The organism is Allorhodopirellula heiligendammensis (assembly GCF_007860105.1).
Taxonomy (GTDB): Bacteria; Planctomycetota; Planctomycetia; order Pirellulales; family Pirellulaceae; genus Rhodopirellula; species Rhodopirellula heiligendammensis.
Genome location: NZ_SJPU01000001.1, coordinates 1,987,156 through 2,013,315, shown reverse-complemented (window position 1 = coordinate 2,013,315; position 26,160 = coordinate 1,987,156). Strand labels below are relative to the sequence as shown.

Here is a 26,160-nt window from a genome sequence, read left to right as displayed (position 1 = left end):
AATTCCTAGTAGTCAAACCACGTGCCGAAACCGAGATACGATTCGCGACGTTGAAAAAACGAGTATTGGCTGGTCGGACCGTCACCGTATTGGGCACCAAATCGCAACCGCCGCCCCGACACCGGTCCTTGAAATGACCAGCCGACCTGGACTGTCGTCGAAACGTTACCGTCAACCGCCTCCCGAAAATTCAGGTTGACAGCGGCGAACGGCGCCCCCACGCGCGGCGATCTGGCGACCGGCGTATACTCGGCGCCGGTTTGAAACTGATACCGTTTGGCTCCTCCCGACGCTCGAAAGGCATTGGCAAACTCACCGTACAAACGCAGCGTTTGGCTGGGCGCGTAGCTTCCACCAATGATCCAAGATTCCGTCACATAATTGATCCGTTGGAATGCCGGATTGCGAACGAGGTACTCATCGCCCACGTGGGAGCTGATATGGAAGTAACCAACTTTTATAGCCCAGGGCCCGTCGGCGGCGGTGATTTCGGTGCCGAATCGGTAGTCGAGGGACTCCACGTCTTCTGCATGCATGATGTCCAGCCGAGTGATCGTCGCCCCCTCGAGATCCCACTGGATGCCACTGGGGTGTTTCGCACCAGCGGTACCATATCGCAATAACCCAACGCGTCCCCCGAGCGTCGCGTCCCAAAACACTCCACCGTTATTGTCCTTGAAAATCACCGTAGAAATACGAGGCTCGTGGGGGCCTGCCAGGTATGAACGCCACAGCAAGCCATCGGGCAGCAAGTGCCATGCAAAGTCTGTGACAGCCTCGGGCACGTATTGATCCTCATTCGGACGCACACGTTGCGATACAGCCTCACTCTCCAATTCAATCTGATCGAGAGCTTGTTGATGAGCGACGAATAAACGGGGCGGCTCGTCGCCCGCAGCCTCCCAGCAGTTCGGTACCATGAATGCGATGGCCGAAACCAATCGCATCCATAGCGTCACAGTACGACACTGGGGATGAATGAACATCTAACGAATCGCCTCGTCAATGGTTCGGGCGATCGAAACCGCGATTGGGCGTTCATCTTTCTGAGCGCAAGGAAGCTCCAGAGTAGTCTGACAGTGCAAGCAAATCCGATTGGCGAAATACAAGTGCTCGTGCTCGTGCGAATCAGTGAGGGCGTGTGTCGAGGCGATCGCGGCCCGCGTACTGTCGATGTCCTCATCTGCCGCTATCACGATTAGGTCCGCCGAAGTTGCAACGAAGGCCACAAACTCGTCTCGCAGTTCCTGTGGAAAGTAAGTCACTCGACCGCGATCAATCTGCAACCGAATTCCGTGCGGTTTCTCGCCGAAGAATACGATCCGGCGTTCTGGGTATTTTCCCGCTGCGAACTTCGTCTTCACATATAACGAGCGTGTCGTAGCGATCGTTGGCAGCAGTTGCGCCGAGGCGATCGTCAATACCAGGACGGCTAAGCTTCCCGTCGCCCCCCACGCCTTCACTGACGACGCCTCGGGACAATTCCATAGCAACAGCACGACAGCCGCAACAATGACGAGTAAAAGAAGGGCAGGGATCGTTACCAATGTCATGCCGCCGATTGCCCAGTCTGCTCCGATCACGACGACACCCGTCAGCGTGAGGATGAGCGATGCTCGCTTGGGAAACGGCTTTAAGTGCGTTGTTACGCCTCCTGCCGACTGACAGCGCAAAACCGTTTTATCCAGCATCACGCCGATAATCAAAGCCAAAAATGGGATCGCAGGCAAGATGTACGTGGGCAACTTGCAACTCGCGACTGAGAAGAATAGCAGTACCCACGCGGCAGCGCAAACCAGCAACCCTAAGTCCTTCGTCCTTAGACTCCGCTTGCGATCTGCGGAGCTGAATAGGAACACGATCGCCGAAGGCAGCAACAGTGACGCTGGGAACATGCTGCCAAAGATGACCGGGACGTAAAACCAGAACGGCTGCTGGTGATTGGATCCTTCTGTAAATCGCTTGAGATTGTGCTCGAGAAAGAAGTGATCCATGAACGCAGGATTGAATCGCATCACGGCGACGTACCAAGGCACACAGATCAAAATCATTGGGATCACGAATGCCGTCCATTCCAGTATTCGTGTTCGAGTTTGATCTCCGCGTAACCAGCCATTGGCGAGCAGTGGCGGTGCACAGAGCACGAGGGCGACTGGCCCCTTCGTTAAGACACCCAAGGCACAGGCAATTCCAGAAATTATCCACCATGACCAGCGATGCTGCTGATTGCGAACGGCGATGTATCCCGTCAGAAAACATAGCGTCGTCAAGAAGGCGAGTAGCGAGTCAAGAATAAGAAAACGTCCCGCCAGCATAAACCCACCGCACAGAGCCAATGACAGACCGCCCAGCCAGGCAGCACGACTGCCCACAATATGCCGGCCCAGCCCAAACGTGATTAGGATGGTCGAGAGGGCCGAGAATACCGAAGGCAGTCGCGCTGCAATCTCATTGACACCCAATAGATGAAAACTCATTGCCGTCAACCAATACATCATCGGTGGCTTATCGAGATACGGCTGGCCGTCGAGCATGGGATTGACCCAATCTCGAGAGGCAAGCATGCCCAACGCTATCTCCGCGTAGCGAGTCTCGTCCGGCTCGATCAACGGGTAGGACAAATTTGGCAACAGCACGCACAGGGCTACAGCCATCAAGGAGAGCCACGCATAGCTCACTCGCCGACGCGACCAATGATCGTCACCTGCGGGCACCTGCATCGCCGCGGGAAACAGATCATCGTTCCACCAACTCCGCAGTCGGGACTGAGTAAGAAGAATCATATACTTACACCGGCCGATAGATGAGTCGACGAAGTAAAAACAAGGCGGCGAAAATGAAGATTGCATTGGCGATCCAAACACCCGCCGAGGGAATGCGCCCATCTTTTGCCATGTCGAGCGATAGCGCGAATATCGGATAGTAAACCAGCACGGTCGGCAAAAACACGACTCCGAACGTTGTCATTGTGTCGGAGGCCTTCATGCGGATCGCTAGCGGAATGCCTAACATCGACATTGCCAAGCATGTAAAACCGCTGGCCCATCGCCGCTGCATCTCAGTTCCGAGGCGATGGAGTCGCTGGCGGCTATGGGTGGCCCCTGCTTCTCGTTCAAGCGACTTGGCATCCATCATCCGATGAGGTCGTGAGGTCAACAAACTAAACCCGACATTGACGGCCATCGCGTGCTCACGTCGCAGGAGATCCTCACGCTGCTGCAGCGACGCCATCGGCAGACTGCGCATTGGCATGTGAGAAGGATGTGCGGTCAACAGGGTGTCCTGAGACGTGGCGGCGAGCGGTACTGTCTGCACAAACGTGTTGGGAAACTGAAACGACGCCGCGTTACCAACCGACGCGGAGCCGTCTGTAATTCGGAACTCGAGGGCTTGAGCGGTGTCTTGGTAAGTCATCTGAGCAGTGCGCGCGGTAATCGTGACCGGATCCGTATGCGGACGGTTGATTTTGATCTGAGGCTCGATGAGATCACGCCCCTCGACACCCCTCACAGTGATTGAGAAGCCACTGTGTTGAAAACTACGTTCCCGCTGGAGGACTCTGTATGCGATGCTCTCAACCGAAGACATCACGACTCGTTCGATGCCATGAAATCCCCACGTAAAAGCGACGTTAATCAATCCAACTGTGGCGACGCTCAGCACCGTCGTTAACACGATGGCCGGTAAGATTGATGGCAACAATGAAACGCCCACCGACTGCATGGTGACGAACTCATTGTCCGCAGACATCCGCCCATACACCGAGCAGACGCTGAACAGAGCCGTGCCGGGGACTGCCATCGAAAGAGCATTGGGCAGCGTGTAAGGAATCAATCGCAAAATGCTCCTCGGACCGAGGCCTTGATTCATGGCTTCTCGAACCAGACCGACTAGCAGTACCAGCATCGTGATGACTAGGAGGGACGTGAAAAACATGACTGCGATATCGAGGACGATCCGCCGCTGAATGCGTGTTAACATGGCACCCGCTGAGTTCGAATCAGGGGCGGCCGGGTGGATGCCACCATGGAAAACGTAGGAGTCTCTCGCTGGAGATTGTGTTGAATTCCAAAAACACGTGGCCGTAGACCGCAAGCACGCATGGTTATCAATTGACCCCACCCACTAAGTCGAGTGAGAGGGCGGCTCATTGAACCACCTTCTTCTTCTGTGCGATGCGGTGTGCCGCAATGGGGGCATGGACGCGGTAAATCAACGCTTGGCCACGCTGGCCGATCATGGTCAGCTCTGATCCACGGGGCAGCGCCTTATGGATCTTCTCATCGCTTACTTTCTGCTCCACGATGAGGATGCAGTTTGGGTTCTCGCGTACGAATCCTCCAAATCTGGCATCCTCCGCGTTCGCGAAATTGGAAATATTGCTGCGGTTGAGATAAAACGGTACTCCTGAAAACTCGTGTTCGAGTGTCGCGATGGCGGGCACTGTGGATACCGCCAATTGCTCGTTCAGTGGCGAAGAATTGCCAAACAGCGTCCGCGAACGGCTGTAGGATGGAACCATATGGTGCATGACCATCACCGCAAACAAGAATGCTACGACAGACGACGTAATCCATGCGAACTTCGCTTGGTGGCGATCACTGAGCAACAACAGCGATGACATCAAGAGACTGGTCCAGAACATGGCCCACAAATAGGTGCCGACCGAAACATTATGCTGGGTTAGCACCACAAAAATCACAAATCCAAACCCCGCAAGGCAGGTTGTCGCTGTGGCTGATCGGGCCGACCAGAAACGGGCAAACCAATGGTCAGTGGATTCAGAGGATTCGTGGAGTAGCTGATCCAAGTAATGTGCAAACATCAACGCCAGGGCGGGTGCGGCCGGCAGAAGATATGTCGGTAACTTGCAACTTGAGAGCGAGAAGAATGCGAATAGCCACGTACACCAAAGCAACAGAAATCCGATCAGTGGGGGGCGAGCATCCCGAAAGGTTTGTCGACGACCAAACAAAAATCGCAGGTACGGGATCGTCAAAAATGACCAGGGATGTCCCGCAATCAACAACACAGGAATGAAGTACCAAATGGGTTTGGGATGAAACTCACCCGCGAATCGCCGCACGTTATGTGTGATCAGGAATTCTTTTACGAAGCTCGCGTCGTACAGGCTGACCGAGATAAACCACGGCAGAATGATGGTAGATGCCACCGCTGCGACGATCCCATAGTGTCGCCACCTTGGTTTCGCAAACGATTCCGATAGCCAGGCCATCGCCATCACCGGCGGCAACCACAGAACGATGGCAAGCGGACCTTTGGTCATGAATGCGATCCCAACAAATGCACCCGACAGAGTCCACCAGCGGAGATCGAGCTGTCTCGTCTTAATTGCTTCGTATGCGGAAAATAGCGACAGCGAAACAAACAGCGTCAACACGCCGTCAAGTAGCAAGTAGCGGCTCGTGAATGCAAAGCCAACCGACAGCATCAGAACCACACCGGTTAATAAGCCTATACGCTTACCGAAGTTGCGTGTGCCAAACCACATCGTCGCGGCCATCGTAGACAACGCCGCCACGGCAGGCACGAGTCGGGCCGCGAACTCGCTCACTCCAAATAGTTGAAAGCTAACCGCACACAGCCAATATAGTAGCGGAGGCTTGTCGTAATACGTGTGAAAGTTCAATTGCGGCAACACCCAATTGCCTGTCGCTAGCATCTCACGGGGAATCTCGGCGTAGCGAGTTTCATCACGATCAATGAGCGGGTAACTCAAGTTCGTGAACATGAAGATTGCCGCAAGAATCAACAACGAAATTTGCAGCACAAGCGTGTAGTCCCATCCACCGGTGAGACTCGCGATTGCTCCCAGTCGCGCACCTTTGTGCTGCTTCGTTTTGTCGTTCGCTAAGGGGGCGGATGACGCGGGAAACTGAACCTGGTTCCACCAGTACCGTGCCAAACTCGCGAGGACCTTGGGGATGTGGTGGATCGACACCGTGCTCTCGCCGGCGGTGCGCGGGCGATGGGAGACGCCAACCTCAACCAAGTTGCGGCCCTGCTGCTTCGCTTGCACCAGCAGTTCGGAATTCACTAGGAACCCGCTGCCAGTGATCTGCAGGTCTTTGACGACATCACGATGGAACACCTTCAACGCGCAATCCACATCCCGCACCTCTGTGCCGAGCAACGTACGCACCATCAAGTTGTAGACACGCGAGTAGAAACATCGTAGCGGCGTGTCTTTGCGGTCAATCCGATAGCCGCAGACAACGTCATACCGCTGCGACAAGAGCATGAAGCGATCCAGTTCCGTCAGATCGAACTGGCAGTCTGCATCAGTGAAGCCCACCAAGTCCATCGACGCGGCGGCAAATCCGCTTCGCAGTGCAGCCCCATAGCCCTGATTGGGAGAGTGTCGCACAAGCTTCACCGCAGGATTTGTTTCGGCCACCCGCTGAACTAACTCTGCAGTCCCATCAATACTGCCATCGTCGACCACGATGATTTCGTAGGTGTCCGTGATGCCGCGAAGCGCCTCGTCGGCTTCTTGGATCGCCGTTGTGATTATTTCACATTCGTTCCAGGCGGGAAGAACAAGCGACAGCGAAGGGTGTTCAGATTGAGAACGGGATGTGAGCGGGTGCATCCATGCACTCCCTAGTTACGAAAGAGTTAGTAGTTTTCCAGAGAATAAACGTGACGTCTCTCACGCTGCAACCCCGAAATGCGAAATATTCAGTAGTTCGAGCAATTGCCAATCAATAAGGCTGACCCGTCATGAATCGCACTGCGAAATCCATTCATGGAGTTGCGAGCGTGCTTCGAATGACTCGTAATCGCGGACGCAAATGCCGAATGCATCGTGGCATAGGTTCGCTGACCAAGTCGGCCAGGGCGACCACTGACTGCGACTTGATGCGAGTACATTGGTCGGCAGCCAAAGCTGCTGGACCACGACAATTAGCAGTAGCAATCCCGTGGTGGCCGCCAGGCCGCGCCATCGATGGGGTTGGTCAGCGTGACCGGCTAAACGAACCAAGCGATCGCTGCGTTTCAGCAGGGCACTCTTTTGGTTTCCAAACGCTAAGGTGCCACGGGGCACCTCCACATCGGGCTTGCTTCCGCTGTACTCGGCGACCTTTGCCAGAGTTCGCAGATAAGCACTGATCTTGCCCGACGCGGTCGCGGCTACCTCGTCACAGAGGAACTCGCGGGTCAAGTCCGCGTCCCTTGCGGCGAACCACATCGCAGGATGAAACCAGAAAATAATGGAGCAGACGCCTTGGAGAAAATGCTGCATTGGATGGCTGGTTTGCAAGTGCGATACTTCATGCAGGAGCACGTGTCGCAGCGTTGCCTCATCCTCCGAGAGCAACTCTCGGGGCAGGACAATGGTGGGGCGGTGCAGTTGCCAGCAGAACGGGCCGTGAACTTTGTCCGAAACGAGCAGACGCGTACGTCGTGCGAAATCCAAGCCAAAGCGACCTCGCCACACTGCAACATCTAGTTCCACGCATTGGTCGGAGAGAAACTGACTCAGTTGGAAACTGAGCCAAAGTCGCCGAGTTATCAGCACAAAAACGCCTGTTGCCCAAATCATCAACAGGGTGGTTGCAATGGCGGTTTGGCAACGGAAGACCAATAGCATGACTTGTGCGTCACCGGAAATTGGAAAGTCAAATATGCGCCGGTGCGGCAATAGCAAGGCAGCGCCAATGAGTCCCAGCACACCCACGAAGCACAGCGTCCAAAGTCGGCATGCTGCTCGGGCATCGCCAAGCCAATGTTGCAATACAATCGTCGCCGTTACGACCACCGCGAGCTGCATGGACAGGGAACTGGCAACCTCCAGACTCTGCATCGAGTCCATTAGGCGTCTCCTAGTTCGGCTGCAGCTTTCTTGACCGCTTCAATGTCTTCCGGCGAGACAGCGGATGACTGGACAAGGCTCAATACGAGTGATCGGGCCGAGCCGCCAAATAGCTGATCCATCAGGGACTTCAGCATCCCTGCTCGCACCTGCTCTCGTGATACTCTCGGGGTGTACGTGAACGCTCGACCTCGTTTCTCGCCGCGAAGCAGGAACTGTTTCCCTTCGAGTATTTTCATTGTCGTCATCACCGTCGTGTACGCCAATTCACGGTCGACGGCATCCACAACGTCGTGGACTGTGACGCATTCCTTCGCCCACACGACGTCCATGACTTCGGCTTCGCATTTCGTTAATTCCATGTGCTGTTTCAATGCGCGTGGCATGACGTCTGGCTCTCATTTGAAAGTGATCAATCAGGTCTTATCGATTGTTGGGATCCAGGCGTATCCGCGCCCAGCGATGGTATTGGTCTAAATCAACGTGTCGCGTTACGAAACTGACGTGACCGTCGCCCCAGAGAAAGTTGGCACCATCGGGATGTCGGCTGGAAAAATCTGCCTCATCAGCCAGAGGATTGTTAATTCCCTCAAGCGCCGAACCCACAAGCCGGGCTGCCGCATCCTCACCTCGTAGGCTCACACCCAACCATGTCGAAGGTACTTGTTTCATCGTTCGCTCGCCCACCACGATCGTGTTGGACAGGCCACGCTGGAAATCGCGAAATTGGGTCGAGCGATTCTCTAGAAAACTGCCGTCGCCCAGCGGAGCCGGGATGGAATCATCCGCTTCGATCGTTCCAAACATCCCAACGTAATTGGCTGTCGGAAGCTGCACCAGCATCTCGGGCTCAGCCCCGCTCCATCGATCAGCCAACCCCTCATCGCCCCCGAACTCACTTTCGGCAAACAAACGAAAGTTGGGCTCGGCGATATCGGAGGGGCAGAGCAAGACATCCAGTGTCGTCTCGCGGGCCATCGCATGTACCGGGTCGTCAACCGTTTTGTTTACATCAACCCGGTCAGCAAGCGCAGTTTGCCCCAGATAAGGCAGCAATGCGACCGCCCATCCAGTGGCAGAGCGATTCGATGGGTCAAATCTCCATCCTGTGGGCAATCGCTGCATCGCATGATGATGGTTGTGCAACGCCAAACCGACTTCACGAAGGTGGCTTACACACTGAATCCGCCGCGCTGATTCACGAGCAGCACCTATCGCCGGCAACAGCAACGCCGCCAAGATGCCGATGATTGCAACCGCAACGAGCAACTCGAAAATCGTGAAACCGCTGTGGACGCGGCGAATGCGAATCGGTCGTTGAAATGCGTCAAGCTGGGCCATGTGAGTCCTTTCTCATGGAGAGTTTCACGCAGTATACGAAGATCTTAGTTGTTCCGCCATGCCAGCTAACGGGACAGACACGCGAGGATGCATGTCCGGGACAATCGAAGCTTCGACGCGCCACGCATCGTCGGACGTCTGACGCATCTCATCCAGGCAGCTTAGGAGCTGCGGTCTCTGACCTGCGGCCGAGTGGTGGAGGCTTCGCTCCGCGCAGACGCTTCCCTTCGACTCGAAAAATCACGCCACCGAATCTCCCAGTTGGCTCTGGGCGTGCTGCGATTAACGGGTATCCTGAGGAAATGGAACCTATTCGCGAAAACCGGCCTGCTATCACCCCTCCCGAACTATTGTCTCCAGCGGGCAGCTGGGACTGCGCCGATGCCGCTGTCGAAAACGGTGCTGATGCAATTTATTTCGGTGTCGACCGGGGCTTCAATGCCCGTTCGCGGGCAGCAAATTTTGGTTTGGGTGATTTGCCCGCATTGATGCACATGCTTCGCCGCCGGGGGGTGCGTGGATATGTCACTCTCAACACACTCGTTTTTCCTAGCGAGATGCAGTCGCTCATCGAAGTCGTCGCGGCGATCGCTGAGGCCGGGGTGGATGCGGTTCTCGTACAGGATTTCGGCGTGGCTCGAATCGTCCGTGCGATCTGCAGCGAGTTGGAAATTCACGCATCGACGCAGATGAGCTTAACCTCGGCGGAAACAATCGCCGTTGCAGCAGATCTCGGACTGACACGAGTTGTCCTCGCGCGGGAGTTGTCGATCGCGGAAATCAGCAAAATCCGCGCGGCGACGTCCATGCCGCTGGAGGCCTTCATCCATGGTGCTTTGTGCGTGGCATATTCTGGCCAATGCTTGACGAGTGAATCTCTCGGCGGGAGGAGTGCGAACCGGGGGCAGTGTGCCCAAGCCTGCCGACTGCCCTATGACCTGGTGTGTGATGGCGAGGATCAGAACCTCGGCGACGTTAGGTACTTGCTCTCGCCGCAGGATTTGGCGGGCTACGCAGCGATTCCCGATATGATTGCCGCCGGGGTGAATAGCTTGAAAATTGAGGGGCGTTTGAAGACCCCGGAATACGTTGCCAATATCACAGGGCACTACCGCCGTGCGATCGACCAAGCCGTCGCTCAAGGTGTCGTACACATGAGTGCGCAGGATCGGCAGGAAATGGAATTGTCCTTTTCGCGTGGTTTTGCCCCGGGCTGGCTGGAGGGCAACGACCACAAGCGGCTCGTGCCGGGAGTGCGAGCAGCTAAGCAGGGGATCGTACTCGGCCAAGTCGCGGATATTCGCGGAGACGAAATCCGTTTGACTCTTGCCGCCGATGTTTCCCTCGGTGATGGACTCGCAATCGCTTCGCAACCACCAACATCCCGTGATGATGCGTATGCCGGCAGCGGTTTTGCCGACAATCATCAGGGCGGGCGGATTTACTCGCTGGCACTCCACCATCGTCGGCAGAAATCTGCTGCTAGCAAGGGGGCGAACGAGAAGCTGAAGACTGCGGTGGCGGGAAGTGATGTGTGGATCGGTTTTGCACGCGACTCCATCGATTTCCTCCGCATTGAAGACGATGCAATCGTGTTCAAGAACGACGACCCCAAACTTAACAAGAAGCTGGCGGCAACGTTCGGTGGAAAGCCTCGACGCACTCGCCCCATTGATTTTCGCGTCGAGGCGAAAGTGGGCGAACCGCTGCGAATGACAGGATTTGTACCCGCGAGTCCGCATGACGAAGACAGCGAGCCCATTCACGTCGAAGTGATCTCTGACTCACCTCTCGAACCCGCGCGCAAGCATGCGATTACGCGCGAGGTGCTTATCGACAAACTCGGCAGACTTGGCGGAACGGTGTTTCATCTTGGTCGGTTGGACGCCGAGATCTCAGGCGCCCCCATCGTTCCGCTTGCGATGATCAACTCGGCTCGGCGGGAAGTCGTGGAGCAACTTGGGAAAAAGCTTGAAGAATGCCCCGTTCGCCACGTCGACGTGCAGCGAGGGCAATCGTTGATCCGGGGTATGCGAGATGATGCGAAGAGAGCGGGCGATGTCGCACCCAAACTAGCGGTACTTTGCCGAACCCTGCAACAACTCGAAACGGCGGTTGGGATGGGAGTTGATAACGTGATCGCGGACTTCCACGACGTCCGAATTCATCGTGATGCCGTGCGCATCGGTCGGGCGGCTGGTGTGTCGACCTGGATTGCCTCGATTCGAATGCAGAAACCTGGCGAGATGGGCCTGATCCGACAGATTCTGAAATATGAGCCTGACGGTGTTTTGGCGAGAAATCTAGCCGCCATCGACGCCGCCGTCACGGCACGTATTCCAACGGTGGCTGATTTCTCCCTCAATGTTGCCAACCATCGTGCGGCGGAATGGTTGATCGGGCGAGGAGTTCAGCGAGTTACCGCATCCTACGATCTCAATGCAGATCAACTCGACAGCCTCATCGCCGCGACGCCCGGCAGTTGGATCGAAGTGGTCATGCACCAACACATGCCCATGTTTCATATGGAGCACTGTGTGTTCTGCAGTGTGTTATCGCCAGGAACCAATAAAACCAATTGCGGTCGTCCCTGCGATCGACACGTGGTGCAGTTGCGGGATCGCGTTGGCAAGATGCATGTCTTGCAAGCCGATATCGCATGTCGCAACACACTCTTCAACGCCACTCCTCAAAGCGCTGCTGATGTTGTCGGATCATTGATCAACCGCCAAATCGGTTGGTTTCGAGTGGAACTGCTCGATGAGTCGGCAGCTCAAGCTGAGAAAATGGTGCGATTATATCGTCAATTACTCGACGGTCAGGTCAGCGGCCCTGACGTATGGCGAACTTTGGCAGCCGACAATCGCGTGGGCGTCACCCGAGGAACCTTGGAAGCGAAACGGAATCCGCTCGCAATACTGTGACCGCAATCGCCGATCCTCATACGCTATTGACGACCTCTGTTCCAGTTTTGTCGTAGCGTATCGAGTAGAACCGCAGCGATAATCACCGTGCCTGTTACGATTTGTTTATTTTCATCATCAACCGACATGCGGCTGAGTCCTGTTTGCAGGACTGCGATAATCAAGACACCTAACAGAGTGCTAATCGCGTTTCCGCGGCCTCCCATCAAGCTCGTGCCGCCGATCACGCACGCGGCGATGGCAGCCAATTCGATCCCAATTCCTGCACCTGGATCCGCAGCCTCCATCAACGAAGTGGGCGCCAGTCCCGCCAGAGCACACAGCACCCCACTGATCACAAATACTCCGATCGCGTAAGGCTTGGTGCGAATCCCCGACATCCGCACCGCCTCTTCATTGGTTCCGATCGCGACACAAAAGCGTCCAAAAACCGTTTGAGTGAGTAGCAGCTGTGCCGCGACTACGCTGATCAACGCAACCAGGAAAATGGGTGACAATCGCAGCGAGTCAATCGGTTCGCTGACAACAGCAATGTCACGCCCAATTGAAAGAGTGTTTGAGTCTAAGATTCGCCGCGTCGCCCCCCTGGCAATCTCCAGCATCCCCAGCGAAACGATAAACGAGGGGACGCGAAACCAAACTGAAATCGTTCCTGTTAACAATCCGCAAACGCCACCAGTCACCAGGCATGCGGGAATGGCAGCCCACAGAGGCCAGTCGTGATTGGACATCAGTGTGCCCAACACCGCCGCCGACAACGCCATCACTGACCCAACCGAGAGGTCGATCTGTCCAATCACCAACACCAACGTCATACCGACCGCAATCAATGTCAATTCAGGAATCTGATTCGCGATCAGGATCGCCGTGCTGGGCTGAAAGAAACTTTGACTTTGGAGGCTGAAGAACACGATGAGGATGACGAGCACCCCGACCAATCCGCCGTACTGAAGCATTGTGGTTTTCATGCTGTCTCGCTTGTTAGATATCCCGAAAACGCTGCTTGCATGATCGCGTCACGCGACCAATTCTCACGTAAAAACTCCGCGACCAAATTGCCGGCGGACATCACTACAATCCGGTCACACGTCTCGAGAAGTTCTTCGAGGTCACTGCTCACGATCACAATCGCTTTGCTAGCCTCCGCCAATGATTCCATCAGGTGGTAAACACGTTGTCGCGCGGCAACATCGATTCCCCGAGTAGGTTCATCGAAGAAAAAAACATTCGCGTCCTGCATCAGCCACTTCGACACCGCGACCTTCTGTTGGTTCCCGCCACTCAGCGTGCCGACCGATTGCTCGATGGATGCACATCGGATTTCCAACTGCTCCACGGTCTGCTTTGCGGCGGTCTGCTCACGGGCCTTGCAAATCCATCCAAAACGACTGAGCCTTCTCCGTAGGGAATGCGGCCTGACGACATCCCGATCAGTCATTGCCTGGCCCGCGGGGGCCTCCATCATGCAGCTACCACCGCAGCGCTCAGATTGCCCGTGGACAACGAGAGAAGCATTGACCCGAATGGCTTGAGGCAAGAGGAGGCCGTTTTGCTTGCGATCCTCGGTGACCATCGCGATGCCTGCCCTCACCGCGTCGGCGGGATGCCGGAACTGACAGGGCTGAGTTTGATCTCGTAAATAAACTTCGCCGGAGGTGCAAGGATCGGCACCAAAAATTGCTCTCAACAGCTCGGTTCTACCCGAACCGACCAGCCCAGCAATCCCCAATCGCTCGCCATCGTGAACGGAGAAGCTAACTTTCTTGACGACGTTGTCGCGGATTAAGTCAACGACCCGCAGCGCAGTGCGCTCGGTCGCGTAAGAACGGAAGTTGCTCAGATGAGAGACGCTATCATCGCCACTCATCAATTCGACCATTTCCGGAGTGCTGAGCGTCGACGTGTGACGGGTGCAGACCACCTTGCCATCTCGTAGGAATGTGACGCGATCGGCAAGCCGCGAAACCTCCTGCAATCGATGGCTGATGTAGATAACGGCGACACCTCGGTCCCTGAGTTTGTGGAGGTGCTCAAACAATCGATCTGTCTCTCGACCGCTAAGTGCAGCGGTTGGCTCGTCGAGAATCAACAATCGGCACTGTTGATCCAGAGCCGCAGCAATTTCCACCATCTGTTGGTGGCCAACTCCTAGCGAGTCAACCTTGGCATGAGTATCAATGTCCGACAGACCGAGACGGTCTAACGCCACGCGAGCCTGGTGATGTAATGAACGGCGATTGATGAATCCATAGCGGATCGGCATTCTGGTCAGCAGTAAATTCTCGGCAACCGATAACGATCCAATCAGGTTCAATTCCTGCTGTACAATTTGGATTCCACGCGTTTCGGCGGCCTGCTTGTCCCGGGGAACATACTCCAGGCCATCGAACTGCATCGCCCCGCCGGATGCTGCAGTTAGCCCGGAGATAATTTTACAGAGCGTGCTCTTTCCAGCACCATTGGCTCCCAGCAGCGCGTGAATTTCACCAGCGGCGATTCCAAGGTGCACGTCGTCCAATACCGTCACGGCCCCATACCGTTTGATGAGCCGATCGACAACGAGCAGAGGTGGTGGTGGATCCATATATTCGGTTGCTGAGTGTTCCTTCAGCCCAGTGTTACCAAGGGACCAGATTTTAGGGGCCAAATTCTAGAGGGCAGGTGCTAGTAGCCTCTGTCCAAAGTGAACAGTTCGCTTATGTCGATTGGCCAGTTACGGAAGTCGTGTGCCCCGTTAGAGCTCCTCGGACGCGGAATCATTCGCGAGCGACTCTGCTGTCACTAAGTCAACGGGTGTCTCAACATTCTTCAGCTCGGTCTCAGCATCGGACAGTGAGTTCAGTGCCGCTTCGATGCCAAAGACAGCCAGCTGATCACCGTGTTGGTCTGCCGTCGCCAGTATCTTCCCACCACGGATCGCCTCTTGGACAGCCGCGATGTTATCGAAGCCGACGATCAACACGTCACCTGCCCGACCGACACTCTTGGTAGCCGCGATCGCTCCCATTGCCATGCTATCGTTGGCAGCGAGGATTGCTTTGATTTCAGGGTGCTCACTCAACATGGATGAGGCGATCGTGTTCGCTTTGCTCATCTCCCACTCTGCGGACTGGCTATCGACAATCTTCATGCCCGCTTCGTTCATCGCGGTTTCGAACCCCGCCTTACGCTGCTGACCGTTTTCGGAGGTTTGCAGTCCTTCCAAAATGCAGACCGCGTCCCCGGGTGTTAACTTTCCAGCCAAATAGTCGCCGACTGCTTGGGCGCCCGCTCGATTATCTGGTCCGACGAAAGGGATACTCAGCCCCTCGCTCTTAAGCATCTTCTCATCCAGCTTATTATCAATGTTGATGACCACGATTCCGGCGGCCATTGCGCGTCGGAGTGCTGGAATCAGTGCCTTCGAATCCGCTGGCGCGATCACGATTGCATTCACTCCACTTGCGACCATCTCTTGTACCAACTCCACCTGGCGACTCAAGTCACGTTCGTCCTTGATGCCATTGACGACAAGGTCATACTGTTCGGCGTGTTCACGTTGGTGGGTGGTCGCGCCATCAGCCATGGTTGAGAAAAACTCATTCGCCAACGATTTCATAATCAGGGCGACGCGAGGCTTATTGTTTCCAGCACCTGCACCCGCGTGACCGGAGGCATCTCGATCGGTATCCCGAGCACTGCAACCACATAGCAGTACCAATATCAAAAGACCAGCTCTCATTTCTTCGTTCTCCAAAGCGTTTCAATTTCGTGGTAGGACGCCATACTCGATTGAGCACCGCGGCGGGAGGCCGCGAGGGCGCCAGCTGCATTGGCAAATCGTACGGCGTCAACGAGACAACCGTGCTCAGACCAGTGGACCGCTAGAGCGCCCGCGAATGCGTCGCCAGCTGCGGTCGAGTCCACTGCATTGATGTCGAAAGCGGGAACGACATGGTGATCGCTTCCGGTGAGCAATATCGTCCCTTTGTCACCCATTGTCACCGCAACATGCAACGCTCCTCTCGATTGCAGCGTGTGAGCTGCTGAGATCGCGGTTTCGTAAGTATCGACGGCGTGACCTACCATCGCAGCGGCCTCGGACTCATTGGGGCAGATCAAGTCGACCTGAAACAACTCCGCAGGACAATGTGTCAGTGCAGGAGCGGGGTCGAGAATCACGCGAACGCCCTCTTCCTTGGCGATCTGGATTCCTGTGAGTACCGCCTCAATAGGAATTTCCAGCTGTACTAATAACACATCACTACTAGCAATCAGCGCGCGTGCATTCTCAACTTGATCGCGGGTGATGCAAGCATTGGCACCGGCCACGACCATAATCGAGTTTTGACCGCGATCATCGACAGCAATCACTGCCAAGCCGCTTGAGGCTTCACCAGATCGTTCAATGTGTTCAGTACCGACGCGGTGCTGACGCAGGTTTTCAATCAGCCGGTCCGCAAAAGCGTCGCTGCCAACGCAGCCGATCATATCGACCTGCGCATTGACCATCGATGCCGCGACTGCTTGATTGGCCCCTTTGCCACCGCAAAACTCGTTCGACGAACTCGCCATGACGGTTTGCCCCGGGGTGGGAATCGCGGTGCAGCGGACGACCAAGTCCATGTTGATAGAACCAAGGACGACTAACTTGGGCGTTCGTACGGTCATTGTTGCGTTGGAGGCTGACTTGACAATTGAACCAACGCCTCGATGGCGCGAGATTTTTGGTGGTCGCCGATGATCAAGTATCGGTCGCGTCCATTGTCCTCTTCGGAAAAGGTAGTCCGGCCATCGTCAGCCACTGAGACTCGGCCTGGAGCGGACAAATCGAAATAGCCATGGTCGGGCCGAACTGCCTGCAGCACCGATGTCAAATCCCATGTTGGGCGATCATGTGGCGGCGGATTGTACAGAACGTATGCTTCGGCGAGCGGATGATGCGGCGCGTAGGCGTAATCCAGCTCGATGCTGGCGTGCGGGTATGGCAGGGCCAGCCCAACCTCGTATCCGCTCCACAGAATCGGCGTAGGCCACTGCGAAGCAATTATCTTTGCGGCGGGAATATCTTTCACGATATTGTATTCCCGGTGGTCGGTGGTAAACGCTCCCGCCATGATCGATAGCAGCCGCACCTTTTTCTTGACTAATGATTTCCCATCGAGGTCGCTGTGTTCGTCAGGAGATGATGCGAGCAGGTTTGCCAGATTGGTTGAGAAACCCACCTGCGCAATCACCACCGAACCGTCCTGTTGGGAAGCCAACGCTTTGCGCAGCACGGCGACAGCAGCGGGTGCCTCTTGGCCAGAAACCAAGTCGTGCGGATAGCGGAAGTCATTGTCATCACGTTCGGCGGCGAGAATATTGAACCGACCTGCGCCAGGTGTCACTCCGCTGCGGCAGACACCAATTGGAATGTCGCCGCGTCCATAAAAAGTATTGATGGCGTCAACGAAAGGAGCCGCCAGCTCATGGTCCTTTGTCGTCGTCACGGCGAGTAGCTTGCACTCGCCGCGTGACTGCAACGCATGGATCACCCCCATCGCCAGGACATCGTCGCAGTCGTTTCCGATATCGGTATCGAAGATGAACGGCACAGGACGCTGGAGCGAATCGTCGGCGCGAACAGTGATTGCCAGTATCGCTCCTATTAGGATCGCGGAAGGCGTGATAATTGTCGAAAAAACCATTCGTCTCATAATCGGGCACTTTCAATGGAGGAACGCTGAACAACAGTTACTTGAAATTGTTGAAGTGTAGGCGGTGGCATCTTCCCATCACGCAATGCGGATACGACGATCGATGCCGCTTGCTCACCCAGCTTTTGAACGTCTTGGCAAACCGTTGACAACGGGATCCGCATAAAATCAGCAAAAGGTGAGTCGTCGAAGGTCATGATTGATAGGTCATCGGGAACACTCCGTCCCAGACCGGCTGAGGCTCTCAGCGCCCCGAGTGCATTGGGAGTGCTTAACGCAAAGAATGCAGTAATCTCAGGGTGTCGCGATAGCAACCGCGTGGCAGACTCGTAGCCGGAAACCTCCGTGAAGTTATTGCCATCGACGAACTCCGAGTCGAAAGGAATGCCTACCGAATGAAGTGTCTCTCGCAGCCCCTGCAAACGCTCATCATTCGGCAAGGTACCGGGCAGACCTTGCAGCACTCCGATGTGGCGGTGCCCATTGGCCAACAACAACTCTGCAGCTAGCTGTGCACCGGTCCGATGCTGCGAAGTGACTTGCATCATCTCGCATTGAGGGAATACTCGATCGACCAACACCAACGGCAAGTTCGACTGATGAATCGCAACAAGATGCTGACACTCGACTCCGACAGGACAGACAACGAGAGCCTCGACTTGCCGTGAGACAAACTCCTGCAGCAGGTTTTGCTCACGCAGTGTGGACTCCTGGCTATCGGCAATCAAAATTGAGTACTGGTGTTGCTCGGCAGCGAGCGTAACTTCGCGGGCGATCGCGGCGAAAAACGGGTTGGCGATGTCAGGGACGACCACCCCGACCAAACCGCTACGCTGCGAGCGAAAGGCGCGTGCCGCTTGGTTAGGCCGGAAACCAAGTTCGCCCGCCACTCGTCGGACTTCCTCGGCAGTCGATCTGGAAATCCGATACTTCGCGTCCAACCCGTTGAGGGCGCGTGAGGCGGTCGAAACACTCACGCCCGCAGCCTGCGCGACGTCGCTAAGGGTGATCGTGGAGGAGGCTTCCATCGCCATGACATGGCCCGAGTGATTATTTTGCGTCATCGCTGCACAACCGTTTGTGCACGGGAATAATAGCTTCCATGCTCGCTCCTAGCAAGCTCCCCCAATCGACGCCGCAAGCCGGCAGCAGTTAAACGTACTCTGCGAATTCACATTCACTAACGGCTCGTTGGTGGCGACTGTTCCGCTCGCAACCATGGAGACACTGCCAGCTGAGTTGTGCACTCGGCTCCAAAATGAGCTTCCTGATGCGGTTCAAATGCGAGCGCATTGCGGTTCCGATCACTCGGGGCGTCAGCGAAGGTGAATGCGCGATTGAAATAGTCAAAACCACGCGTCATGATGCACAGGTTGTCCTCGCAATGAGGCAATCCGAACGCGTGGGACAATTCGTGCAGCGTTGCCCCGATCGTTGTTGAGGCCAATCCCCAGATCACACTCCGTCCATTGCTGTCATTATGGATTGCGGTAGTTGCATATGCGGAGGAGTCTTGAAAACATGAGAACGCTTGATCGAGTGAACTGGGCCAACTGAACACCGATGCACTGCCGAAGAGGCCTAGGTTGGCACCGCCCAAGGCTGTGTGAGCCAGCATCTCGCCTGACTCGGGATCTTTGCGTGTGTAGGCTGCCAAGACGACGTTCTTCGCCATGGCGTCAGGATGCTCACGGTCGATCCACTTACGCACATCATGCCACCAGGCTTGCGAGTCCAGTGCATAGTAAGCGTCTTTTGTCTGGGGTTGCGCCCAGGTATGCACCACCGGCCGAAGGTTTTCATCCCTCTCCAAACGAAATGTTTGTGGTGGCAATCCGAGCGCCATCATCCGGTCGGCTGTGAACGCCTGCATCAGCTCGGCTGCAGTCGCTAATTTTTCTTTGTAGTCTTGTGGCCCTTGTTCCGCGGGCGTCGCAAAGTCGGTCTCGCCAGTCGAATCCGTCATCCAAATCAATCGCACATAGTGGGGATTCGTCGAGGGGCGATAGTGAAGTACGAGCGTTCGGTCCCCCACAGAAATGGTGTTCTCACCCTCGTTTAATCGCACCAAGGCTTTGAACTGCTGCTCCCGCCATAGGCACGGCGCGACCGAATTTCCTACTCTGACCTGAGGGGACTGCCCGCGGCCGGAATCCCCATCGACAGTACCTCTGAGCAAAACCACGGGATGCCGAAGCGTTGCACCGCTATCGTAGTTGCAGTCCAAATCACCAGCCGAAGACGGCGTCGTGAAGACGACGAAGGCGGTGCACAGAGCGGCCAGACGTGCGAGTTTTAAAATCATTCTGATGGTCGTCCTAGGACAAGGAGGAAAGGTTTAATAGGAGCAATGATGGAAATTGGATTCAGCCAGTTGCCAGCGCGCTCAGGGGCGCGAAGAGTGGTGCCGGCTCATTTCGTTGGCGGGGCTAGCGAGAACGAGTGTTTGGACGCTCGACGATTTCGATGTCCTCGAGGATGGGATCAATCCATTGAGATTTCGTCATCGCTTGCCAACTGGGCGTGTCGAGCGAAATCTGAGCTGGCGTTCCAGGCTTCTGCTCGCCGGCACTGCGGCGATGCTGCGTCGCGATGATTGCAATCACGTCGCGTTGACGATCCCACCACATCATCGTGCCCGACGAACCACTGTGGAAAATCCAGTTCGGAAGCGCATCGTCCGCTTGCGGACCGAGGGTGAACCCGAGTCCGTAGAACGCCCCCGGTTTCTGCCGCCAATACATCCGCTCGAGAGTGATGGGGTCGACGAAGGATTCATTGCCCACAAGTCCGCGGTTGCGATGCAACAGTAGGAAACGTGCCAAGTCATCGAGGGTCGATACGATACCGCCGCCGACACTCTTGTATTCATCACGGGGTATCTGCTCGCGATCGAGCTGACGGCGAAAGTGACCGTCGCTACGCCATTGCCAATAGAAGCTTGGCATCTGCTGGCGTGTTCTCTCGTCCGGAAAGTACGTCGTGTCGAGCATGCCCAGGGGTTGGCAAAGCTCCTGCTGCAGCACTTCGTCGAGTGGTTGATCACACACCTTTTCGATCACTCGCCCCACAATGTCGTATCCAATGCCGCTATAGGCGAACGATTCCCCTGGACGGCGAGCCATCGGCATCTCGATCTCGAGTTCCACCACCTCTGCCAGCGATTTTCCTCGTCCGGTGTACACCAGCCAGGGTCGCCCGCCGTCGTCGTAGTCGGAGATGAACCCGGCAGTGTGTTTCAGGCACTCGGCGATCGTGGGCAATCGTTCGGGCTGAGCTCCCGACCCTAGACGCAACCTGCTCGCGGACGGCAGATAGCGGTCAATGGGTGAGTCTAAATCGAGATCGCCCCGCTCATCGAGAATGACCGTGAGTGTGGCGATGATGGATTTTGAAAGCGAGGCAATCCGGAACGGCGCATCCGCAGAGAACGGTCGCTCGTGGCGAAGGTGTGCGTATCCGAATCCTTTCCGAAAAATCACTTCGCCTGCATGCAAGATCAGGATTGAACCGCCCGGGACGTTGCCTTCATCGACACTCTCGAACAAATGAGATTCAAGTGATGCTCGCGATTCCGGCGAGAGGCCATGCTCTGTCCAATTACTGATGACTAAGTCCTCCCCGCTCGCGATGGAGATCAATAGAAGCAGAACAATTGGAGGCAGTACCAATAATTTCATATCGCAGTATCTGAGGAAGAAGCATTTCGTCGAAGTGAGAATGTGGAACGAGAGCCGATGATTGCGACCACACGGAACGAAGAATCAACACGTGATAGTATATCGCCTTGTTCCATCAGGCAGGAACTCGCGTGCGGCTTCGCTCGTTCCAGCTCGTTGCCGATACACTACTCACGGCGGCGCGGAAAATCGCTATCTTGGCAGGTCCCTTATTTTCCAACGGCCCTTATGTCCCAACGGAAAGAGCAAAGTGATTCATGACTAAAACGCTGTTGCTGACCCTCGCTGTACTGTGTTTGGGACTGACGTCCGCGCAGACTTCGCTCGCCGCCGAACTACACGTGATGACGTTCAATCTCTGGCATGGCGGAGAGGCGGGCGGTGAGCCGCTGGAAAAATCAATTGATGCGATTCGCCTGGCGAAAGCGGACATTGTTGGTCTTCAGGAAACGCTCGGTCGGGCCGTCGATGGCGTACGACCAGACAACGGAGCAAAAATTGCGAAGATGATGGGTTGGCACTATCTGGACCAGGGCGGCAGCACGGGGATTTTGAGCCGATTCCCAATTCTTGCCAGCACGCCCAAGAAATGGGGGGCGAAGATCGAGCTGTCCCCGGGGCGTGAGTTGATGTTTTTCAATGTGCATTTTCCTCATGCTCCCTATCAGCCTTACCAATTGCTGAGAATCCCCTACGCCAATGCCCCTTTCTTAGAGACCGAATCACAAGCGATCGATGCAGCCCAGAAGGCTCGTGGAAGCGAACTGACCAGCCTGTTGGCAGAGCTGCGCATCAGTTTCGACATGCGGGAGCCAGTGATCTTAACCGGTGACTTCAACGAGCCGTCTCATCAAGATTGGACGGAGCGGGCGGCGGCGACGAGAAAATGCCCGCTTAAAGTAGAGTTTCCGACAACTCAGCGGGTTACCGAGGTGGGAATGGTTGATGCTTGGCGAGCAATTTACCCCAACGAAGTTGTGGAGCCGGGGCTGACCTGGACGACGACCACGTCGATATCGGATCCACACGACCATCACGACCGCATCGATTTCATCTTTGTCAGCCCTCATGGGCTAACAACGATGCACGCCGCGACAGTGGGGGAACAAGGCGGCGCCGATATTGAACTTGGCGCTTGGCCATCGGATCATCGCGCCGTCGTGGCAACACTCGCTAGCGAATAAGCCTCAGCAGCGGCTGCGCTGAAATCGGACGATCGAGACCGCATCAACACTCGGCCCCTCCGGGACCAGCATATCGAGCGAAGCCTCGGTCCCGATGGTGCGAGTCACACAGCATGCTCAAGGAATTGGCGACGATCACTAATCGAAGGGGGAAACTACCCTCTGACGCGGCTCCTAGCTGGACAGCGCCACTTTGGATTAGCCGCACGGCGCTAGCCGCGGTTTTTACGAGAAAAACCGTGGCTAGCGCCAAAACGGCTAATCCGTTCGGAAACCTAGCGAATTGCGAGGGAACCCATCCAAAGTGGCGCTGTCCAGCTAGGGCAACTCGCGAATACGGAGCTTGCGAAATTGAATTGGCGAACCTTCGCTTTCTAAACAAAGATAACCTTCGGCCGGCTCGATGTTCGTCCCTCCGGAGACTTCTTCTCCGTTGACCCACAATCGAACTTCGCCATTGATCGCCCGCACATAGTATTGGTTCCAGTTGCCGTGCCCTTTCGCCAAATGTTTTCGTGGGAAGCTGCGGCTGCCATCGGGTGACAGCGGTGGAAACGGTGTCATCTTGACTCGCACGGGGAACACGTCGCCGTTGGTGCCGAACCAATCTGAATTTTGTCCGCGTGCCTTGATCATGTCCGTGTACCCATGATCCAGTATCTGGACTTCAATCCCAGCAGGCAGCCCTGGCTTACCGTCGGTGGTGAGTTTCTCGATCGATTCTGGCGTGGTCCAAACGAAGACTCCCGAGTTTCCGGCTGCTCGCTCATGCATCCACTCGACAACCAGTTCAAAGTTCTTCACGGGCTTGCTGGTTCGCAGAACACTCACGGGCTTCCCGGTGCAATGCAGCGTGCCGTCGGACCAAGACCAAGTATTTTCAGCGCTGTTGACGGCCGTGAAGTCAGATTCGACGAGAGACCGCCACCCGGGACCTGTGTCATCGACCGCGGCGCGAACGACCATGCTCGAATCGGCATCAGCGGAAGCCGCCACGTCTTCGGCGGAACGGGCTGGTGTGCAACTCCATGCCATCAAGAGAACGCCGGTCAACCAGAGCTTAATTGTCATCGATACTACTTTTAATTGAAGGATGTAATGGCGTTCGACTTGATAGCAACCAACCAAGAGCGAACAGGACGCCTGCTGCCACCATGGCTAAACCAGCATAACCATGAATGAGGATCAATTGTTGGAGCTGATCGGTCCCGGCGATGGGCAGCATCGAAAGAAACATGGTGACCGTTGTCAGGAAACCAGTTAGCAGCACCGCCCAATATCCGATCCTGAGCGACACACCTCGCTTAGTTGCGTCAAACATCGGACTCAACCAAACGATCGCAAATAGAGGCAAGATGACGACGAGCACACCGCTGGCGAACATATGGGACATCAAGCGGGCGCCGTGCAGCGGGTGCCGGCCCACCGACGTCACCAGCAAAGCCATGATGACCGTCAGCAATGCAACCGCCACCAGGATTCGAAAAATACGTTTCATGATTTTGATTCTCCCTCCGACGATAGCCGACGCGTCAACAGTCCTGCGACCGATCCGACGCCGATCAACATGATCACGAACAAAATTGCCAGCGAGATCGCCACAAGGACTTTAAAACTTGATCGGCCAGCGAAAAGCTGATTCCAACGCATTAGTTGAGCCGCGTCTAAGCCTTGAAGGCTGGCCATGGTGACTGGTTCTGCGTCAAGCGGAGCGGGCCCGAGCGGCTTGACGACCGAAGTGAAGATCTTGCCCTCGTCGGAGTGGCACTCGACGCAACCGGCTGCACCGAGCGCCCAACCGGCTGGACGCACGTTGTGAGCAATCGGCCACGACACTGGTTGAGCTGCACCAAAGTCACCCGGTAACAACTCCAGAGAGAAGTTGCCCGCTTCGTCTTCGAGGCGGCCGTAGACAGCTCCCGAGGAGACGTACACCGCTTGCTCCGCTCCCGTCTCTGTCTCGATCGCGGCGAGAGATGCACCTACCTTCTCATCAAATTTCTCCGGATCACTTGCGAGTTCTTCGATAAAGCTCTTCCGCACTCGCAGCGGCCGGCGCGTCCATTCGAAGACATCGTCTGGGTTGAGCGGCGTGATCGCATCACCCTCGAGGATGCCCCAAAAAGCTGGCCACATGATCCGCTCGGGATAAATTTTTCCGTCAGCGAGCTTACGGTAGATCGGCCCCTGGATCTGCGGTGACTCAAAGCCCGTCCGACGCTCCTTCGCACCCAGTGAATGTGCCAACGAGGTCATGATTCGGGTCGCTTCGTCGCGCGGCACTGCACCCGAGTGACATGCTGTGCAGGACAGACGCTCAAAATGCACGGGAGGCAGTCCTGCATGGAGCGGTGTGGGGGACCCCAACCGGCCGGCGCGGGACGTGATTTTCTCCGATGCCAGGCCAGAGCTTTCCTCACCTAAATGACACCCCTGGCAGGACAATGTGCTAACGGAAAAACCGTCGGCGCGTTTCTCACCTGGAAAACCGCGAACCGTGTCGTGATCGAGTCCGTTCCGGTGGCAGTCGACGCATTTCATGCCCGCTCGCAGGTGCACGTCCTCATCATGAATCCAGGCCGGCTCCATCCCGTCATCGTTGACATGCACGGTGGTATGGCACTGGTAGCAAGCATTGTTGTCGGGCTCGCGAACCAGATCAAAGAAAACTGTTCCGTCGGGTGCGAATCGCTCTGCGTCGTAACTTAACTTCGGTAACGCCGCCTGAGTCTTTTCGTCTTCTGGGTCGGCATCGTCCTTGATCCGCGAGACTCTGCCTTCGACGGTGGCGAGGTGCATGGCAGCGGTGGGTGCCCAGGCAAAGTTCTCGTCGTCGATGTGATGGCGACGTGATTCGAAATCATATTGCCCTGACGTCGCGTGGCAGACCATGCAGTCAATCTCCAGGTTGCCTGAGAAATCCCAACGCGGAGATTGCGGGATAGGCGATTCCGAGTCGTCTGTGTTTTCGGCTGTCTCTGGGGCGGGTCCGGCGGCCTGCTCTGGGGTACCAAAACCGCCGCCCGGAAAACGGGCGCCAAACTGAGAGGCCATTCGCCAGGGCGTGAGGCCAATGTCGCGAGGATCGAAGGTACTGCGCTGCGTCTCGGGCTGACTTCGGTAGGACAGGGGAAGCTGGGTTCCGGTGCGGGCGTCGTCCCAAATCCAGGGCTCGCTCGGACGCCCCTGTGTGCTCCCCAACGCGAACGCGTTGAAGTGCCAACCATGCGAGATTGTTTGCTCGTCGTGACAACGCCCGCAAGTATTTTGCGGAGAGTATGGTAGCGTCGAGTCTGCGGTGATCTTCCGGTTCGACGTGTCGTAGAGATCGATCCAGTGGACATAGCCGGCGTCCGAGTCACTGCTGGCATACCTCCGTGCCTCGGCAGCCCCCAGATTTTCTGCCATCACCGCCGCCAATACGCAGGTACAAAGGAGGGGACGGACTAGCCACAAACTCATCGGGTTACCTTCGACTCGCGGTGTACTTGGAATTGCTTACTCGTCATTCGCCGT

At 56.0% G+C, this 26,160-nt stretch carries 20 protein-coding genes; 2 read left to right on the top strand and 18 right to left on the bottom strand.

What is annotated here, in order from left to right; all coding sequences use genetic code 11:
- Window positions 1–5: 5 nt before the first annotated feature.
- From Poly21_RS07640 to Poly21_RS07610, 7 genes are all read right to left on the bottom strand, one after another.
- Window positions 6–986 (bottom strand): DUF1207 domain-containing protein, encoded by a 981-nt coding sequence (locus Poly21_RS07640; protein ID WP_146406269.1) that lies wholly within the window; start codon window positions 984–986, stop codon window positions 6–8.
- Window positions 987–2,783 (bottom strand): ArnT family glycosyltransferase, encoded by a 1,797-nt coding sequence (locus Poly21_RS07635; RefSeq protein ID WP_302118021.1) that lies wholly within the window; start codon window positions 2,781–2,783, stop codon window positions 987–989.
- A gap of 4 nt (window positions 2,784–2,787) precedes the next feature.
- Window positions 2,788–3,981 (bottom strand): LptF/LptG family permease, encoded by a 1,194-nt coding sequence (locus Poly21_RS07630; RefSeq protein WP_146406267.1) that lies wholly within the window; start codon window positions 3,979–3,981, stop codon window positions 2,788–2,790.
- 166 nt (window positions 3,982–4,147) lie between these two features.
- Complete coding sequence (locus Poly21_RS07625) at window positions 4,148–6,613, bottom strand: glycosyltransferase (protein WP_146406266.1); 2,466 nt, start codon at window positions 6,611–6,613, stop codon at window positions 4,148–4,150.
- Window positions 6,614–6,742: 129 nt separating this feature from the next.
- Window positions 6,743–7,837 (bottom strand): M56 family metallopeptidase, encoded by a 1,095-nt coding sequence (locus tag Poly21_RS07620; RefSeq protein ID WP_146406265.1) that lies wholly within the window; start codon window positions 7,835–7,837, stop codon window positions 6,743–6,745.
- The gene (locus Poly21_RS07615) at window positions 7,837–8,223 is read right to left on the bottom strand and encodes a BlaI/MecI/CopY family transcriptional regulator (protein WP_146406264.1); all 387 of its coding nucleotides are present in this window, start codon (window positions 8,221–8,223) and stop codon (window positions 7,837–7,839) included. Before Poly21_RS07615 ends, Poly21_RS07620 begins: the two co-directional genes overlap by 1 nt.
- 37 nt (window positions 8,224–8,260) lie before the next feature.
- Window positions 8,261–9,178: a DUF1559 domain-containing protein gene (locus Poly21_RS07610; protein ID WP_146406263.1), complete on the bottom strand. Its 918-nt coding sequence runs from the start codon at window positions 9,176–9,178 to the stop codon at window positions 8,261–8,263.
- Between the two features lie 302 nt (window positions 9,179–9,480).
- Between Poly21_RS07610 and Poly21_RS07605 the strand changes: the two genes are divergently transcribed.
- Entirely contained in the window at window positions 9,481–12,102 is a 2,622-nt protein-coding gene (locus Poly21_RS07605) for a U32 family peptidase (RefSeq protein WP_146406262.1), read from the top strand.
- 23 nt (window positions 12,103–12,125) lie between these two features.
- Here the strand turns inward: Poly21_RS07605 and Poly21_RS07600 are convergent, their stop codons facing one another.
- The 8 genes from Poly21_RS07600 to Poly21_RS07565 all read right to left on the bottom strand — a co-directional run bounded on the left by Poly21_RS07600 (window position 12,126) and on the right by Poly21_RS07565 (window position 21,460).
- A complete protein-coding gene (locus Poly21_RS07600) occupies window positions 12,126–13,070 on the bottom strand; it encodes an ABC transporter permease (RefSeq protein WP_146406261.1) in 945 nt (314 codons plus the stop codon).
- Window positions 13,067–14,686 carry a sugar ABC transporter ATP-binding protein gene (locus Poly21_RS07595; RefSeq protein WP_146406260.1) on the bottom strand — a complete coding sequence of 540 codons (1,620 nt, stop codon included), beginning with the start codon at window positions 14,684–14,686 and terminating at the stop codon, window positions 13,067–13,069. The genes Poly21_RS07600 and Poly21_RS07595 overlap by 4 nt, the downstream gene beginning before the upstream one ends.
- Before the next feature lie 150 nt (window positions 14,687–14,836).
- The gene (locus Poly21_RS07590; protein WP_146406259.1) at window positions 14,837–15,823 is read right to left on the bottom strand and encodes a sugar ABC transporter substrate-binding protein; all 987 of its coding nucleotides are present in this window, start codon (window positions 15,821–15,823) and stop codon (window positions 14,837–14,839) included.
- Window positions 15,820–16,752 carry a ribokinase gene (gene rbsK / locus Poly21_RS07585; protein WP_146406258.1) on the bottom strand — a complete coding sequence of 311 codons (933 nt, stop codon included), beginning with the start codon at window positions 16,750–16,752 and terminating at the stop codon, window positions 15,820–15,822. The genes Poly21_RS07590 and rbsK overlap by 4 nt, the downstream gene beginning before the upstream one ends.
- Window positions 16,749–17,771: a nucleoside hydrolase gene (locus tag Poly21_RS07580; protein ID WP_302118488.1), complete on the bottom strand. Its 1,023-nt coding sequence runs from the start codon at window positions 17,769–17,771 to the stop codon at window positions 16,749–16,751. Before Poly21_RS07580 ends, rbsK begins: the two co-directional genes overlap by 4 nt.
- Before the next feature lie 5 nt (window positions 17,772–17,776).
- A complete protein-coding gene (locus tag Poly21_RS07575; RefSeq protein WP_302118015.1) occupies window positions 17,777–18,844 on the bottom strand; it encodes a LacI family DNA-binding transcriptional regulator in 1,068 nt (355 codons plus the stop codon).
- Window positions 18,845–18,960: 116 nt separating this feature from the next.
- Window positions 18,961–20,085 carry a metallopeptidase gene (locus Poly21_RS07570; RefSeq protein WP_146406256.1) on the bottom strand — a complete coding sequence of 375 codons (1,125 nt, stop codon included), beginning with the start codon at window positions 20,083–20,085 and terminating at the stop codon, window positions 18,961–18,963.
- A 124-nt stretch (window positions 20,086–20,209) separates the two neighbouring features.
- Window positions 20,210–21,460, bottom strand: a complete 1,251-nt coding sequence (locus tag Poly21_RS07565; protein ID WP_146406255.1) for a serine hydrolase domain-containing protein — start codon at window positions 21,458–21,460, stop codon at window positions 20,210–20,212.
- A gap of 257 nt (window positions 21,461–21,717) precedes the next feature.
- On the opposite strand from Poly21_RS07565, the gene Poly21_RS07560 reads away from it, so the two are divergent.
- The gene (locus tag Poly21_RS07560) at window positions 21,718–22,644 is read left to right on the top strand and encodes an endonuclease/exonuclease/phosphatase family protein (protein ID WP_146406254.1); all 927 of its coding nucleotides are present in this window, start codon (window positions 21,718–21,720) and stop codon (window positions 22,642–22,644) included.
- A gap of 318 nt (window positions 22,645–22,962) precedes the next feature.
- Here the strand turns inward: Poly21_RS07560 and Poly21_RS07555 are convergent, their stop codons facing one another.
- The 3 genes from Poly21_RS07555 to Poly21_RS07545 are packed head-to-tail and all read right to left on the bottom strand — an operon-like array spanning window position 22,963 to window position 26,106.
- Entirely contained in the window at window positions 22,963–23,715 is a 753-nt protein-coding gene (locus Poly21_RS07555) for a 3-keto-disaccharide hydrolase (protein ID WP_302118011.1), read from the bottom strand.
- The gene (locus tag Poly21_RS07550; protein ID WP_146406253.1) at window positions 23,705–24,142 is read right to left on the bottom strand and encodes a hypothetical protein; all 438 of its coding nucleotides are present in this window, start codon (window positions 24,140–24,142) and stop codon (window positions 23,705–23,707) included. The genes Poly21_RS07555 and Poly21_RS07550 overlap by 11 nt, the downstream gene beginning before the upstream one ends.
- Window positions 24,139–26,106: a cytochrome c3 family protein gene (locus Poly21_RS07545; RefSeq protein ID WP_146406252.1), complete on the bottom strand. Its 1,968-nt coding sequence runs from the start codon at window positions 26,104–26,106 to the stop codon at window positions 24,139–24,141. Before Poly21_RS07545 ends, Poly21_RS07550 begins: the two co-directional genes overlap by 4 nt.
- Window positions 26,107–26,160 lie beyond the last annotated feature (54 nt).

Excerpts from the sequence above, each read along its gene's own strand:
- Poly21_RS07640 (WP_146406269.1), bottom strand. The coding sequence starts at position 986 with ATGTTCATTCATCCCCAGTGTCGTACTGTGACGCTATGGATGCGATTG.
- Poly21_RS07635 (WP_302118021.1), bottom strand. The coding sequence starts at position 2,783 with ATGATTCTTCTTACTCAGTCCCGACTGCGGAGTTGGTGGAACGATGAT.
- Poly21_RS07630 (WP_146406267.1), bottom strand. The coding sequence starts at position 3,981 with ATGTTAACACGCATTCAGCGGCGGATCGTCCTCGATATCGCAGTCATG.
- Poly21_RS07625 (WP_146406266.1), bottom strand. The coding sequence starts at position 6,613 with ATGCACCCGCTCACATCCCGTTCTCAATCTGAACACCCTTCGCTGTCG.
- Poly21_RS07620 (WP_146406265.1), bottom strand. The coding sequence starts at position 7,837 with ATGGACTCGATGCAGAGTCTGGAGGTTGCCAGTTCCCTGTCCATGCAG.
- Poly21_RS07615 (WP_146406264.1), bottom strand. The coding sequence starts at position 8,223 with ATGCCACGCGCATTGAAACAGCACATGGAATTAACGAAATGCGAAGCC.
- Poly21_RS07610 (WP_146406263.1), bottom strand. The coding sequence starts at position 9,178 with ATGGCCCAGCTTGACGCATTTCAACGACCGATTCGCATTCGCCGCGTC.
- Poly21_RS07605 (WP_146406262.1), top strand. The coding sequence starts at position 9,481 with ATGGAACCTATTCGCGAAAACCGGCCTGCTATCACCCCTCCCGAACTA.
- Poly21_RS07600 (WP_146406261.1), bottom strand. The coding sequence starts at position 13,070 with ATGAAAACCACAATGCTTCAGTACGGCGGATTGGTCGGGGTGCTCGTC.
- Poly21_RS07595 (WP_146406260.1), bottom strand. The coding sequence starts at position 14,686 with ATGGATCCACCACCACCTCTGCTCGTTGTCGATCGGCTCATCAAACGG.
- Poly21_RS07590 (WP_146406259.1), bottom strand. The coding sequence starts at position 15,823 with ATGAGAGCTGGTCTTTTGATATTGGTACTGCTATGTGGTTGCAGTGCT.
- rbsK (WP_146406258.1), bottom strand. The coding sequence starts at position 16,752 with ATGACCGTACGAACGCCCAAGTTAGTCGTCCTTGGTTCTATCAACATG.
- Poly21_RS07580 (WP_302118488.1), bottom strand. The coding sequence starts at position 17,771 with ATGGTTTTTTCGACAATTATCACGCCTTCCGCGATCCTAATAGGAGCG.
- Poly21_RS07575 (WP_302118015.1), bottom strand. The coding sequence starts at position 18,844 with ATGACGCAAAATAATCACTCGGGCCATGTCATGGCGATGGAAGCCTCC.
- Poly21_RS07570 (WP_146406256.1), bottom strand. The coding sequence starts at position 20,085 with ATGATTTTAAAACTCGCACGTCTGGCCGCTCTGTGCACCGCCTTCGTC.
- Poly21_RS07565 (WP_146406255.1), bottom strand. The coding sequence starts at position 21,460 with ATGAAATTATTGGTACTGCCTCCAATTGTTCTGCTTCTATTGATCTCC.
- Poly21_RS07560 (WP_146406254.1), top strand. The coding sequence starts at position 21,718 with ATGACTAAAACGCTGTTGCTGACCCTCGCTGTACTGTGTTTGGGACTG.
- Poly21_RS07555 (WP_302118011.1), bottom strand. The coding sequence starts at position 23,715 with ATGACAATTAAGCTCTGGTTGACCGGCGTTCTCTTGATGGCATGGAGT.
- Poly21_RS07550 (WP_146406253.1), bottom strand. The coding sequence starts at position 24,142 with ATGAAACGTATTTTTCGAATCCTGGTGGCGGTTGCATTGCTGACGGTC.
- Poly21_RS07545 (WP_146406252.1), bottom strand. The coding sequence starts at position 26,106 with ATGAGTTTGTGGCTAGTCCGTCCCCTCCTTTGTACCTGCGTATTGGCG.